Raw genomic sequence first — 13,353 nt, 5'->3', positions numbered from 1 at the left:
CATAACTCCCCCTAAACCTCTATGAAAAAATTATTTACTATTCTATTAAGCTACCGAATCGGTTGCTGTTCCAGTCGTACCACGAATTTGTTCCGCTGTAAGAATTGGATAGTTTTTGAATAACAGTGAAGCAATATATCCTGAAATAATACCAGTTATAATAATAAATAAGAAACTTAGCATTACCTGCATTTAAAAATAATATAAGATAGTCCACAATAAAGTCTGGTAGCAATCCAAAGTTTAACACAGAACCCCTTACAAGCATAGCATAAACAAGTGAAACTCCCATTGCTTTCATACCTTTTGATATTTTAAAGCTAAAAAGGGAAAAAAGACTTAGTACAAATAATAGTAATATCCTTCCTATTATAATTTCCATGTTGCTCTCTCACGATTTAGTCAACTTCACTTGTTATGACAAATGGCTAAAACGCATGTAGCCTACAATAAATTATAATCTGCCCTCATTATAGCTTGTTTTTAATAAAACGCTTACTTTTAATGAATTTTAAAAGTTCTGAATAAAAATCCATTTTCGCTACTTGTACCACTCGTATGTCGTCTGACTTATATAACAGTTTTTCTAAATAATCGGTATTATGTATTTTTATCCTATATCTTCACATCATTAAAACTTTCTGTGTCATCCTATATAAAAATAAAATGATAACAGTTTTATTTTTAATTTTTTTTAGAAATAAAAAAAATGGCAACCTATCGTCACCATTTTTTCACAACATTATTATCTTTCTACTGGAAATGATTTTAAATCCGTAGCTATTTCTGTATTAGAAAATAGCTCTCTTGCCTCTTTCAATAATTCCTTATATGTATCTCCTTGATAACGAGAACTAATATGAGTCAATATTAAGCGTTTTGCATTTGCCTGAAGTGCAATACTCGCAGCTTGCTTAGATGTGGAATGAAAATAATCATACGCTTGTTGTTCATCTTCTGCCGCAAAAGTCGCTTCATGAACAAGTACGTCAGCATCTTGCGCAAGCTCTCTACTCGCTTCGCAATATCGTGTATCGCCTAAAATTGTAATAACTCTTCCTTTTTGAGGTGGGCCAATAAAATCTTTTCCATCTAACACTGTGCCATTCTCTAATTCAACTACTTCACCATCTTTTAAGCGTTTAAAAACTGGACCAGGTTTCACACCCATTCCCAGTAACTTATCCACTAAAAGAGCTCCCTGTATATCTTTCTCTACAATTCGATATCCGAAGCATTCAATTCCATGTGATAACCTTTTTGTTTCTACACAAAATTCATTATCCTCAAACACAATACCTTCTTCCGTAATCTCAACGATTTCAAGTGGATATTTAACGTGTGTCGTACTTACTAATAATGCCACTTCAATAAATTGTTTAATTCCTTTTGGTCCGTACACTGTTAATTTTGTTGTTCCACCTTGAAACGAACGGCTACCCAATAAACCCGGCAATCCAAAAATATGATCGCCATGTAAATGCGTAATAAATATTTTTTCAATGCGGCGTGGACGTACAGACGTATGTAGTATTTGATGTTGCGTCGCCTCGCCACAGTCAAATAACCAAGTCTGTCCTCGTTCTTCTAACAACTGCAAAGCAATTGCTGAAACATTCCTTCCTTTTGAAGGAACACCTGCACCAGTCCCTAAAAATACAAATTCCACTTTCTTTCCTCCAGCTCTTTATATAATCTATCTTTCATCTTACGGAATGTTATTTCAAATGGCAAATTGAATTTGTATAACCAATCATCTAGACAACTATATAACACGAACATTATATTTAAAAAATTTAGCTATCGTTCGTATTTTGTGGTAAAATGATTGTACTACATTTTAAGGGAGCGTTTTATTATGAAAGAAGTATTTCGTTTACAAACTGATTTTTCATCTTCATTTGATCGCTGGGTAAGTTCTTTCGTTTCTGATCACCCAGCACAATTAGAATGGACGACTTTAAAAGAATTAATCCATGAATATACAACATCACATACAAATGAGACGTTACCAACATATATTTCTTCAGCTTTAACATATTACGCACAACGCGTTTCAACAACAAGTAACTCAGAAATTGTTATTTTTGAAAATCCTACAATCTCATAATCTATAATAAAAAGCACTGGTTACAGTGCTTTTTTATTTATACTTACTTAACAAACAATCATCTTCTGTCCGAAAATCTGTATACATACTCCGATCAAATTCATCTAAAATTATCTTTTCACTTGATTTATTAAATAATCCTTTTGCTTGTAGCGCAATTGAAGCAACTATATTGTATTTTTTTTTGTAAATATCTTGTTTTTATTTAATATCTATAAGTAAAACAGTTTTTATTGGTTGAAAAACTTTGTGTAATGATATTTTTTATAAGATATTTGTTAAAAAGTTATAGCTAATATTAAAGAAATATTAATATTAGTAAATCTATATATTTCATTTTATTTAGTGTGCTATATTTTTTAAGGGCTTACAAGTAAAAGAATAGGAGGAGAAAAAATGAAAAAAATAACAGTTCTAACTTTAACGGCAGGAATTGCCTTGTCAAGCTTTGCAGCATCAGCAGCAGCAAAGTCTAATCATGAAGATAGACCCTGGTCAAATGTATATCGTGTTTACAGTCCTAATGATGAAACACCATCTCAACCTAAATATAATAAAACGGCTTATTATATGAGGGTAGACAACATGTCGGGATTAGATGGATATTTCAATGCCTGGGCTGCATTAAAAGATGGTACTGATGTTTCGGATGGTCATTCATACAAAATGCGTGATGGTCAAGAAGAATTCTTATACAATTTAGCAGTTGAGAAATATAATTCTGGTATCAAGGTTAAAATTGATACCAGAAGATGGGCTGAGGGTACAGCAAGCGGTGTTTGGAGCCCGGATAGTATTCGTAAATAATTATATAAAAAAATGAACTTATAAATATAATACTTTATATTCTTGTAAGCCTTTCCTCGTAACATTACATATTTTAAATGTTACGAGGAGTATATTTGAATTTTTAAGAGGTGAAACATGGGTACTTATTTTAATGAAAGAATGAATAATAGGAATTTTTATTTTTCGCTTATGTTAGGAATAGCCTTATCTTGTGTATATATATTATATTATGTAATTCCACTAGCCGATAAAAAGGATGTTATCTTCACTCCATATACAACTTGGATGGGAATTAATAGTATTGTAACACCTTCCTTTTTATTTTTCTTTATACTTCCAGTTATTGCAAGTTTACCTAGTTCATCGATCTTTCAGGAAGATAAAAAAAATGGATCTTTTTTGTTTGTAATTATAAGAAGTAATTATAAAATGTATTTTCTCAAGCTGTTTAGTAAAACCTTTTTTATCGGTGGCTTTGTTGTTATTATTCCATTGATTTTAAACTTTTTTTTATCATTTATGTTTCTTCCAAATGTAAATCCTGACGAAGTTTTAAATTCCAATATAGGGATGTATGAGCGAGCGACCTTTTTTATTAACATTTATTTCACTCATCCTTTTATTCATATGATGTTATATACAGTTATTGCTTTTGTTTATGGAGGAGCATTTGCTTTGTTTTCTCTTAGTATGTCCTTTTATGCCAAGCATACTTTTGTAACTTTATTAAGTGCTTTTTTATTACAACTTTTTTTAATGATAATTAATTTATTTTATCCTATGCCCCTCGCTCCTATATATTTCTTATCTGAATCCCATATATATCATGGAGCCAATATTATTGTTTCTATTTTAGTGTTAATAGGGATTTTTATTTTATCGATAATTTTATTTTTAAGAGGAGTAAAAAGACATGTTATTTTATAACCTTTTAAAAATGTATTTATTAGAGTTGTTTCAAAAACGAGGGTTATTTGTGATTAATATTTTATTTCTTATAGTTGGTGTGTCTATTCACCTCATTAGATCATTTTACTTTTTATCTAATGATTCTTTGTTTTCACTTCTTAGTACTTCAAGAGATATGAAAATAGTGTTATTTAGTTATCTTCCATTATTGTTGCTTTTTTTCTATTCATTTAATTATACGGATAAGAATGTTTATATGTATTTTAGACATAACACTCGTCAATCATATTGTTTTCATTTAATCATAAAAATTGTAAGTCTAACAATCATCTATTCAAGTATCTATCTGTTAATTGTAGGAATTAATTTTTTTATTGTGAAAGAAAAAATAGGGATTTGGTTGCTCCCATCTTCAAATTGGTTAGTAATTACATATTTTATAGTATCGTTATGGCTAGTAACTGTAGCAATATGCATTTTTGCACAAATACTAGTTTTTTTCATTAAAAATAAAGCTATTTGTATTTTTACTATTTACTTCCTTATTACGATAGATCAGTTGTTAGAAAAAAAATATAATTTCTCTTTATTTTGGTCAAAAGGTTTGATTTTTCAAGAAAAAGATTGGTTTCTAATAGATATAATCTTGATGAAATTTGGTTTTATGTTAGGGATTATTAGTATTTCATTTGCTATATTGAATATTTGTTTACATCGGATGGACTTATATAACGGAAGTGATTAATTACGATGAAAAATAGTATTTTTTATAAATTGGTAAAAAGGGATTTAATATTAAGCATTCATATTATGAAATTAAGATTTATAATATCATTTATTATTTATAGTGTGTTGGTTTTGGGAGAGGTATTTTTATTAAAGCAATCAGCCCTGTATAGAGAACTGCCTTCAAATGCTATAACAATTCTTGATGTTTTATATGAATTACTAAAAGGGATATCTTTTAAAGAAGTTGAAATGGGGCGATTCCAGCTTCCAGTAACATGGCTTATATTACAATTATCTTATTGTTTTATATTAGGTACTTATGTAAGAGCTGATTTTATACAACAGACACCGTATCTTTTAGCAAGGAAAGTGTCTAGGTATCAAGTATTGTTTAGCAAATTTATTAGTACAGGTATACTAACTATTTGTATAACTTTATTATTTTATATTGCCGTGTTCTTCTGGGGAGGTATTTTTTGTTCTTATCAATTTAACTGGGGGATATATACAGAAAATATTAATCCTAAAATTTATAATCATTTAAAAGAAACCATTTTTGTTATAAAAAGCTTTACTTTACAACTAATAACATCTTCCTTATTAGTTTGGGTTTATTTAATTGTGTCTACTAAATTCAAAAGTATTATTTCATATATATTGATTATAGTGATTATTACCATAACTATATTTATACCGGTTATATGTAATCCATTCGATAGTATGTTAATCCGTAAGAGTTTATTTTACGTTAATAATGAACATTTTCTATATTCTATTTCCTATTTTCTTTTGTGCACTTTTTTTCTATGGATAAGTGGTTATTGGGTAGGGAAAACATTTGAATTTGTTAATAGAAAGGATGATTCTGATGATATACATTGAGGCCAAGCATGTTTCTAAAATGCTAAAAGGTAATATTATTTTAAATGATGTTAATTTTGAATTAGAAAAGGGAAAGATTTATGGTTTTAAAGGGAGAAATGGTTCAGGTAAAACAATGCTTTTTAGAGCTTTATTAGGATTGATGAAAATAGATAGTGGTGAAATATTAATAGATAAAAAAATAATTGGTATTGATCATCCGTTTCCTGAAAATACAGGCATTATCATTGAATATCCAGGATTCATTCCAGACTATACAGGATTTAAAAACTTAAAACTATTAGCTTCTATTCAAAATAAAATAACGGATAAAACAATTAGTGAAACAATGGAGCTCGTAGGATTAAATCCAGAAGATAAAAGAAAAGTAAAAAAATATTCACTTGGAATGAAACAAAGATTGGGTATAGCACAAGCAATTATGGAAGATCCTAAGTTATTAATTTTAGATGAGCCTACAAACGCTTTAGATGAAAATGGAATTAGGGATATAACTAAAATCTTATTAGATTTAAAGTCTACAGGTACAACTATATTAGTTGCGAGTCATGATAGTGAAACATTAAATTTAATTGCAGACAGAATATTCCTAGTTGAAAATGGTAAAGTATCACTATCTTCAGAGATGTAGAGGGAGAAAGATATGAATAAAAAACGATATGTTTTTATGATTATTTGTACATTTTTTATATTAGGGGCATGTTGGAGATATCAGGTAGTAAATAATTTAAATGAATCTTATATTGTGAAATCAGAGAATATTAATCTAGGTCAATCATTTAATACAGATATATTTAAATTTAGCATTAATTCTTTCAAGAAGAAACAAGTAATTGATGATAACGGAAATAAAGAAGTTCATTATGTTTTTGATATTGAGGCAACAAATAACACGCAAACGGAACAAACAATTTTTACAGATTTGCATATATTAGCACCTTTAAAAGGTGTTAACAAGACGAATAGAATGTTTAATGAGAGTACAAGGAAAACAATAGTTTCATGGGAGAGTTTACAAAATCATAAAGGCATTGTAACAATGAAAATGAGAGAAAGCTGGGGTGTTGCACTTAGTACACCGGTGAAGTTAGTATATCTAGGCGAAAAAAATGGTAAGAAAATAAAATACATATTAGATTTACCTAACAATTAAAAGCCTAATTCGATTGTTGATTTCTGAATGAGATAAAATCACCTTTTCGATTAGATTGTTTGTAATATATAACCTAGCTCTTACTATTAAACAAAGAAAATATTCCTACTGTGGTGCAAAAATATGAAAAATATACGTTATCAATCTAAAAATGCCAATAAAGCCCCGAAAGAGGTTCTATTGGCATTTTAGATTTTAGCAAATCCTTTAAGGCAAAAAAGTATAAAAACACTTTTTTGCCTCTCTCATCCATGCTCATTTGTGTAATAATCGTTCCATCTACGTTTAAATAAATTTCTCCATGAGAACATAAATCTTCTCGCTCATTAAACAACCACTTCTGATTCTCAGATATTTATTATAAAATTTGGCGGTTTCATTATACATGCACCTCTTACAAAATATTTATTTCCCCATATTATCTATAAACAACATAATCCACTTCGTTCCATATATCCATTATAAATCTATTTAATTTTTCAAAAAAACAGATTAAAAAGATATTGACACTACGATTTTACAGTGCTAACATTCAACTTGTAATTGAATATGGTCTCTGTTAGGTGAGGCTCCTGTATAGAGAAACGCTGCTGCCCAAAAATGTCGAGAGACGCCAATGGGTCAACAGGAAAGGTCGGAATGAAGGCCTTTCTTAACGTAGCTGGTTTCAGTACCTATGCTATACAGTGCTAAAACTCAACGAGGGAGAGGTGCGTATGTTTTGTCATACACAAAAACTGTTTTTATCTATGTTTAATAACAGTCTTTGTTGTTGACTCTTTTTGACTACAAATTCAGACCTTTACTCGTTTTGAGTAAAGGTCTTTTTATGTCTTTATGCACCTTACTATGAAACAAACATAGCATATTCAGAAACTACTAATTGTACGGAGGTGAGGAACAGTGGCAAGTGATGATTCGGCCCAGATACCCATATGTTTTACGTTAATATTTCACCGTGTAGGTAGGAAAGAAACTGTTCCTCCCAATTTTAAATAGTCGAGTAACAGATTGTTTCCTCCTTCATGAAAAAGGAGGAACTACCAATGTTAAATTTACAAAGACAAGAAACGAAGCATGCTTACGATCAAGATAGCATGCAAACAAATAACAAAATATTAGTGGAAGTTGCAACACAGGATGTAAACTCTGCGTTAAAACTCTTAGAAACAACACAAGATGGACTCTCTAAACAAGAAGCGTCTCGTAGACTTTCTTTATATGGTCCTAACGAAATCGCTCATAATAAAACATTGCCGTGGTACATTCAATTTCTGCTGGCATTTAAAAATCCATTTATTTTTGTTTTGTTAGCTCTTGGAGCACTCTCTTTTTTCACAGATGATATACAAGGAACAATTGTCGTATCTGTAATGGTACTGCTAAGTGCAACGATTCGCTTTTTACAAGAATTCCGCTCTCAGAAAGCGGCGGATAAGTTAAAGGCTATGGTTCGAACAACTGCGAGTGTCTTTAGAATAGATGGATTTGTACACGAAACAAAAAACGTAACAAATTTAAATCGAAATTACACAACAGAAATTCCAATTGAAGAACTTGTACCTGGCGATATTATTTCACTTTCAGCTGGTGATATCGTGCCAGCTGATGTGCGTATTTTATCCGCAAAAGATTTATTTGTTAATCAGTCTTCTTTAACCGGGGAAGCACTTCCTGTAGAAAAATACGAAAACTGCTACCATACGGAAAATAAACATATATTACCGAAAAACATGAAAAAAAATTACAATCCGCTCGATATGGAAAACCTTTGCTTTATGGGTACAAATATTGTTAGCGGTAGCGCAAAAGCTGTTGTTGTTTCAACTAGTACGGATACGTATTTCGGCTCTTTAGCAAAAAAGGTTATCGGAAAACGTGCAGAAACAAACTTTGATAAAGGCGTAAACAAAGTAAGTTGGCTCTTAATCACATTCATGCTTATTATGGCACCCATTGTCCTTCTCATTAATGGATTCACAAAAGGAGATTGGCAAGAAGCTTTTTTCTTTGCTATTGCTGTTGCAGTTGGCCTTACACCTGAAATGCTGCCAATGATTGTAACTGCTAATTTAGCTAAAGGCGCCGTGAACATGTCTAAACAAAAAGTAATTGTAAAACAGCTCAACTCAATTCAAAACTTAGGTGCTATGAACATTCTTTGCACAGATAAAACTGGAACTTTAACAGAAGATAAAGTTGTCCTAGTTCGTCATTTAGATCCTAACGGAAATGAATGCGATCGTGTATTACACTTTGCCTATTTAAATAGCTTCTATCAAACTGGATTGAAAAATTTAATAGATAAAGCTGTTATTGAACATACAGAGGAGAACCATAAATTTGATCCATCAGCTTTTCAAAAGCTAGATGAAATTCCATTCGATTTTGCTCGGCGTCGCATGTCTGTCATCGTGAAAAATATTTTAGGTGAACATACAATGGTTTGTAAAGGTGCCGTAGAAGAAATTTTATCAATTTGTAACTACACTGAAGTTGATGGACAAATTGTCCCTCTCACTGAAGAAATGAGAGTAAATGTAAAACATCTTAGCGAAACTTTAAATAGTGAAGGAATGCGTGTCATCGCTGTAGCATACAAGAACGATAACAAACCTTATCATAAAGCTTATGCAGTACAAGATGAATCCGCTATGATCCTTACTGGATATATCGGCTTTTTAGATCCACCTAAACCATCTGCTGCTTCTGCAATTCAAGCATTGCAAAAACATGGCGTACAAGTGAAAATCTTAACAGGCGATAACGAAATTGTTACAAAAAAAGTTTGTAAAGAAGTGGGATTAAATATAGGTGAGCCTGTCCTCGGTTACGAAATTGATTCTTTACCAGATAAAATATTAGCAACACTGGCAGAAGAAACAACAGTGTTCGCAAAACTAAATCCAATGCAAAAGTCCCGCATCATTCGCGTATTGCAAGGTAATGGTCATACTGTAGGTTATATGGGGGATGGTATTAACGACGCCGTTGCACTACGTGATGCTGATGTTGGAATATCTGTTGATACTGCTACTGACATTGCAAAAGAATCTTCCGATATTATTTTACTTGAAAAAAGTTTAACTATATTAGAAGCAGGTATTTTAGAAGGACGCACTACTTTCGGCAATATTTTAAAATATATAAAAATGACAGCTAGCTCTAACTTTGGAAATGTATTTAGTGTATTAGTGGCAAGTGCTTTCATTCCATTTTTACCGATGCTTGCAATTCATCTCTTAATTCAAAACTTACTTTATGATATTTCACAGCTTTCAATTCCATGGGATAAAATGGATAAGGAATTTCTAGAGAAGCCTAGAAAATGGGATACTGCAAACTTGCGTAACTTCATTATTTGCATCGGTCCAATTAGCTCTATATTCGATATTATCACATTCGTTGTCATGTGGAATGTGTTCGGTGCAAATACACCTGGAGAACAATCGCTATTCCAATCTGGTTGGTTTGTCGTTGGGTTGCTAACTCAAACATTAATTGTCCATATGATTAGAACACAGAAAATTCCGTTCATTCAAAGTACAGCATCAATACCAGTTCTTATATTAACCGCTTGTATTATGGCAATCGGAATTTACATTCCATTCTCACCACTTGGTGCAGCAATTGGTTTACAAGCATTACCACTAAGCTACTTCCCGTGGCTCATAGGAATATTATTAGGTTATGCTTTCTTAACACAATTCCTGAAAAAGCTTTATATTAAAAAATTCCACAGCTGGTTGTAAAAATGAGAATGAGTGGGTATTTCTCACTCATTCTCAAAAAATATAACATGTACTTATATGCATGGAGGTAACCATGATGATATGGTATGATATCGTATTAAGGTTATTTATAGCAATTATTGTAGGAGCTTGCATCGGAATGGAAAGACAATGGAGACATCGAATGGCTGGATCCTCTCTTACATCTAAAAAAGAAGGGTTTAAATCTCTAAAACCTTCTACATAAACTTATTTTCTAATTTTTGCTGAAACGACTTTTCTTGCTTACGCAATAATTGACTACCTCTCTGTAAAAGAGGTGTTCCATACTTTTCATTAATTTGATCAATAACAGCAAGTAACGGCTCTTCTTTCGCATCTTCTTCGAATGAAAACAAATCTAACTGTTTCACTGATTCTGTCTTCCATTCTAATTCAGTAGCTGTAACACCTAACAGACGAACAGAATCACCATCCCAGTGTTGCTTCCATAAACGTGATGCTGCTTGGAAAATAACCCGTTCTTCCCATATTGCATTTTTCAATTGTTTACTCCGTGTTACCGTGCGACGATCATGGTATTTAATCATAATTTGAATGTTATAACTAACGAGAGTTCGTTTTTGTAGCCTTTTGCTTACTGATTTCGATAATCTTTCTAACATATCAAGTAATTCTTTTTCTTCGTCCATATCCTTTGAGAAAGTCATCGAATTTCCAACGCTTTTATGTTGTCCCATTTGATTCGGATCAACTTCCCTGTCATCCATACCTTTTGCACGTTTTTGTAAATCAACACCGTGCTTTCCAATTTTAGCGCGAATGATATGCTCGTCTCCTTTTGCTAACTGTTCAATTGTATGTATATGAATGTCTTTTAGTTTTTCAGCTGTTTTCTCTCCGATTCCATGCATCTCTGCAACTGATCGTGGCCAAATAATTTCTGGGATATCACGTTTTCGAAGTACTGTAATTCCAAGAGGTTTTTTCATATCTGAAGCAGTCTTTGCTAGGAAAAGGTTTGGGGCAATCCCAATGCTACATGGAAGCTGTAACTCTGTTAGTAACGCTTGTTGAATCATCTTCGCTATTTCAAGAGGCGAACCGAGCGCATAGCAATCTGTAATATCTAAATACCCTTCATCTATAGAAAACGGTTGTATTTGTTCTGTAAAACGGGAAAGAATTTGAAACATTTGAAATGAAGCTTCTCGATATAATGTAAAATTAGGGTGCCTCACAACTAATTGCGGGCATAATCGCTTCGCTTCCCATAGAGGCATCGTCGTACGTATTCCATATTCTCTCGCCTCATAACTACATGTTATGATAATCCCTTTTCTCTCTTTTTCATTCCCCGCAATCGCTAATGGCTTTCCTTGTAATGATGGGTCATGAGCAATTTCAACAGATGCGAAAAAACAATTCATATCTACATGTAAAATAACACGTCCATTTTTCGGATACATTTCTCGCATACTACTCACCCCTTAAAGAACATTTGTTCCTTCATTATATCAAATTTCTTTACGCGTTATAATAATTATTGGGTTTTCTCTATCTATTTTTTGCTATACTGTACGTAACAAATGGATATTATTGTAAAGGAGGTGAATCGTTATGAAACAACATAATAAACTCAATTATGTATTTATTATTATTATAGTAATCCTTGCGATTAATTATTTGTTACTTCCCCTTTTTAACATTAACATTTACGCTTTAGGAATCTTCTCTCATTTCATACGTTTTACAACAACTTATGTACTTCCGTGGGTCTTCTTATATTGGCTTATCCGCCTTGTGAAAGCAATTGAATCAAAATAAAAAAAGACGTGTAAACCATAATTGGTTCACACGTCTTTTTGACTTTATTACTTACTTCGCTACTTCTTCGATAATAGCTACAACTAATTCTGCTGTTTTCGCTAATTCTTCAACAGGAATTTTTTCATTTGTTGTATGAATTTCTTCATAACCAACTGCTAAGTTAACTGTTGGGATACCATGTCCTGCGATTACGTTCGCATCACTTCCGCCACCACTTTGGTGAAGAGAAGGCGTACGACCAATGTTTTCAGCTGCACGTTTCGCAACTTCTACAACGTGATCGCCAGCAGCAAACTTAAATCCTGGATACATAACGTTTACTTCAACGTCTGCATGACCACCCATTTCTTTTGCAGTTGTTTCAAATGCTTCTTTCATTTTTGCAACTTGTGCTTCCATTTTCTCATTTATTAAAGAACGAGCTTCTGCAAAGATTTGAACATGATCGCAAACGATATTTGTTTGTGTACCACCTTCAAAACGTCCAATATTTGCAGTTGTTTCAGAATCGATACGACCAAGTGGCATCTTTGCGATTGCTTTTGCTGCGATAGTAATTGCAGATACACCTTTTTCTGGTGCTACGCCAGCATGAGCTGTTTTCCCGCGAATAATCGCATTCACTTTCGCTTGTGTTGGCGCTGCAACTACAATTTCACCAACTTTTCCATCACTATCTAATGCATAACCATATTTTGCTGTAATGCGCTCGCGATCTAACGCTTTTGCGCCAATAAGACCAGATTCTTCTCCAACTGTAATAATAAATTCAATTTTACCATGAGGAATGTTTTTCTCTTTTAAGACACGAATTGCTTCAAACATAGATGCTAATCCAGCTTTGTCATCGGCTCCTAAAATTGTAGTACCATCTGATACGATATATCCATCTTTAATAGAAGGCTTAATTCCATTACCAGGAACTACTGTATCCATATGAGAAGTGAAATAAATTGTATCAACACCGTCTTTTGTTGCTGGTAAAGTACAAATTAAGTTACCTGCACCATGACCAGTCACACCCATCGTGTCATCCTCAAATACTTCTACACCTAAAGCAGTAAATTTCTCTGTTAACACTTTGCAAATTTCTGCTTCAAATTTTGTTTCAGAATCTACTTGTACTAACTCCATAAATTCATTTACTAAACGTTCTTGATTAATCATAAGACTGCGCCTCCTGCACTACCATTATGTATGTAACAACATTAATTATAACA

Annotated in this window: 14 protein-coding genes and 1 riboswitch; of the genes, 10 read left to right on the top strand and 4 right to left on the bottom strand. The window is 32.3% G+C overall.

Translation table 11 applies throughout. The annotated features are described in order from the left end of the window. Positions 1-45: 45 nt before the first annotated feature. Both NSS74_RS03705 and rnz read right to left on the bottom strand, forming a co-directional pair. Entirely contained in the window at positions 46-183 is a 138-nt protein-coding gene (locus tag NSS74_RS03705; RefSeq protein ID WP_002066987.1) for a hypothetical protein, read from the bottom strand. A 562-nt stretch (positions 184-745) separates the two neighbouring features. Further along, positions 746-1,669, bottom strand: coding sequence for a ribonuclease Z (rnz, locus tag NSS74_RS03700; RefSeq protein WP_002014952.1), 924 nt, complete (start codon positions 1,667-1,669; stop codon positions 746-748). A gap of 189 nt (positions 1,670-1,858) precedes the next feature. Here rnz and NSS74_RS03695 point away from each other — a divergent pair, with 189 nt between their 5' ends. The 9 genes from NSS74_RS03695 (at position 1,859) to NSS74_RS03650 (ending at position 10,550) form a co-directional block, all read left to right on the top strand. Further along, positions 1,859-2,110, top strand: a complete 252-nt coding sequence (locus NSS74_RS03695; RefSeq protein ID WP_000665712.1) for a DUF3932 family protein — start codon at positions 1,859-1,861, stop codon at positions 2,108-2,110. A 396-nt stretch (positions 2,111-2,506) separates the two neighbouring features. After that, positions 2,507-2,917 (top strand): hypothetical protein, encoded by a 411-nt coding sequence (locus tag NSS74_RS03685; RefSeq protein WP_002033980.1) that lies wholly within the window; start codon positions 2,507-2,509, stop codon positions 2,915-2,917. Between the two features lie 117 nt (positions 2,918-3,034). Continuing rightward, entirely contained in the window at positions 3,035-3,826 is a 792-nt protein-coding gene (locus tag NSS74_RS03680) for a hypothetical protein (RefSeq protein WP_340813208.1), read from the top strand. Continuing rightward, complete coding sequence (locus NSS74_RS03675; RefSeq protein WP_159147060.1) at positions 3,813-4,553, top strand: hypothetical protein; 741 nt, start codon at positions 3,813-3,815, stop codon at positions 4,551-4,553. The genes NSS74_RS03680 and NSS74_RS03675 overlap by 14 nt, the downstream gene beginning before the upstream one ends. Positions 4,554-4,558: 5 nt before the next feature. After that, on the top strand, positions 4,559-5,419 hold the full coding sequence (locus NSS74_RS03670; protein ID WP_002143082.1) for a hypothetical protein: 861 nt from the start codon (positions 4,559-4,561) through the stop codon (positions 5,417-5,419). Then, a complete protein-coding gene (locus NSS74_RS03665) occupies positions 5,406-6,050 on the top strand; it encodes an ATP-binding cassette domain-containing protein (RefSeq protein WP_002143084.1) in 645 nt (214 codons plus the stop codon). Before NSS74_RS03670 ends, NSS74_RS03665 begins: the two co-directional genes overlap by 14 nt. A gap of 12 nt (positions 6,051-6,062) precedes the next feature. Further along, on the top strand, positions 6,063-6,572 hold the full coding sequence (locus NSS74_RS03660; protein WP_159147062.1) for a hypothetical protein: 510 nt from the start codon (positions 6,063-6,065) through the stop codon (positions 6,570-6,572). Between the two features lie 548 nt (positions 6,573-7,120). After that, positions 7,121-7,288: riboswitch (M-box (ykoK) riboswitch) on the top strand. 330 nt (positions 7,289-7,618) lie between these two features. Then, a complete protein-coding gene (mgtA, locus tag NSS74_RS03655) occupies positions 7,619-10,324 on the top strand; it encodes a magnesium-translocating P-type ATPase (RefSeq protein WP_340813203.1) in 2,706 nt (901 codons plus the stop codon). Positions 10,325-10,397: 73 nt separating this feature from the next. Beyond that, positions 10,398-10,550 carry a hypothetical protein gene (locus NSS74_RS03650; protein WP_340813577.1) on the top strand — a complete coding sequence of 51 codons (153 nt, stop codon included), beginning with the start codon at positions 10,398-10,400 and terminating at the stop codon, positions 10,548-10,550. Here NSS74_RS03650 and NSS74_RS03645 read toward each other — a convergent pair. Further along, positions 10,543-11,781, bottom strand: a complete 1,239-nt coding sequence (locus tag NSS74_RS03645) for a DNA polymerase IV (protein WP_002033973.1) — start codon at positions 11,779-11,781, stop codon at positions 10,543-10,545. The two genes, NSS74_RS03650 and NSS74_RS03645, sit on opposite strands and share 8 nt — an antisense overlap. A 142-nt stretch (positions 11,782-11,923) precedes the next feature. Here NSS74_RS03645 and NSS74_RS03640 point away from each other — a divergent pair, with 142 nt between their 5' ends. After that, positions 11,924-12,130, top strand: coding sequence for a hypothetical protein (locus NSS74_RS03640; protein ID WP_000809197.1), 207 nt, complete (start codon positions 11,924-11,926; stop codon positions 12,128-12,130). A gap of 51 nt (positions 12,131-12,181) precedes the next feature. On the opposite strand, the gene NSS74_RS03635 is transcribed toward NSS74_RS03640, so the two are convergent. Then, positions 12,182-13,300, bottom strand: a complete 1,119-nt coding sequence (locus tag NSS74_RS03635; RefSeq protein ID WP_002015107.1) for a tripeptidase T — start codon at positions 13,298-13,300, stop codon at positions 12,182-12,184. Positions 13,301-13,353 lie beyond the last annotated feature (53 nt).

This window comes from Bacillus sp. FSL E2-8868 (assembly GCF_038005505.1).
Classification (GTDB): Bacteria; Bacillota; Bacilli; order Bacillales; family Bacillaceae_G; genus Bacillus_A; species Bacillus_A mycoides.
Note: the sequence above shows the minus strand (reverse complement) of the source record. Positions and strands in the feature narration are given on the sequence as shown.

What these genes read in the sequence shown, in the direction of transcription:
- NSS74_RS03680 (WP_340813208.1), top strand. Translation starts at nt 3,035, where the DNA reads ATGGGTACTTATTTTAATGAAAGAATGAATAATAGGAATTTTTATTTT.
- NSS74_RS03640 (WP_000809197.1), top strand. Translation starts at nt 11,924, where the DNA reads ATGAAACAACATAATAAACTCAATTATGTATTTATTATTATTATAGTA.
- NSS74_RS03645 (WP_002033973.1), bottom strand. Translation starts at nt 11,781, where the DNA reads ATGCGAGAAATGTATCCGAAAAATGGACGTGTTATTTTACATGTAGAT.
- NSS74_RS03650 (WP_340813577.1), top strand. Translation starts at nt 10,398, where the DNA reads ATGATGATATGGTATGATATCGTATTAAGGTTATTTATAGCAATTATT.
- NSS74_RS03705 (WP_002066987.1), bottom strand. Translation starts at nt 183, where the DNA reads ATGCTAAGTTTCTTATTTATTATTATAACTGGTATTATTTCAGGATAT.
- NSS74_RS03670 (WP_002143082.1), top strand. Translation starts at nt 4,559, where the DNA reads ATGAAAAATAGTATTTTTTATAAATTGGTAAAAAGGGATTTAATATTA.
- NSS74_RS03695 (WP_000665712.1), top strand. Translation starts at nt 1,859, where the DNA reads ATGAAAGAAGTATTTCGTTTACAAACTGATTTTTCATCTTCATTTGAT.
- NSS74_RS03635 (WP_002015107.1), bottom strand. Translation starts at nt 13,300, where the DNA reads ATGATTAATCAAGAACGTTTAGTAAATGAATTTATGGAGTTAGTACAA.
- mgtA (WP_340813203.1), top strand. Translation starts at nt 7,619, where the DNA reads ATGTTAAATTTACAAAGACAAGAAACGAAGCATGCTTACGATCAAGAT.
- NSS74_RS03675 (WP_159147060.1), top strand. Translation starts at nt 3,813, where the DNA reads ATGTTATTTTATAACCTTTTAAAAATGTATTTATTAGAGTTGTTTCAA.
- NSS74_RS03665 (WP_002143084.1), top strand. Translation starts at nt 5,406, where the DNA reads ATGATATACATTGAGGCCAAGCATGTTTCTAAAATGCTAAAAGGTAAT.
- NSS74_RS03660 (WP_159147062.1), top strand. Translation starts at nt 6,063, where the DNA reads ATGAATAAAAAACGATATGTTTTTATGATTATTTGTACATTTTTTATA.
- NSS74_RS03685 (WP_002033980.1), top strand. Translation starts at nt 2,507, where the DNA reads ATGAAAAAAATAACAGTTCTAACTTTAACGGCAGGAATTGCCTTGTCA.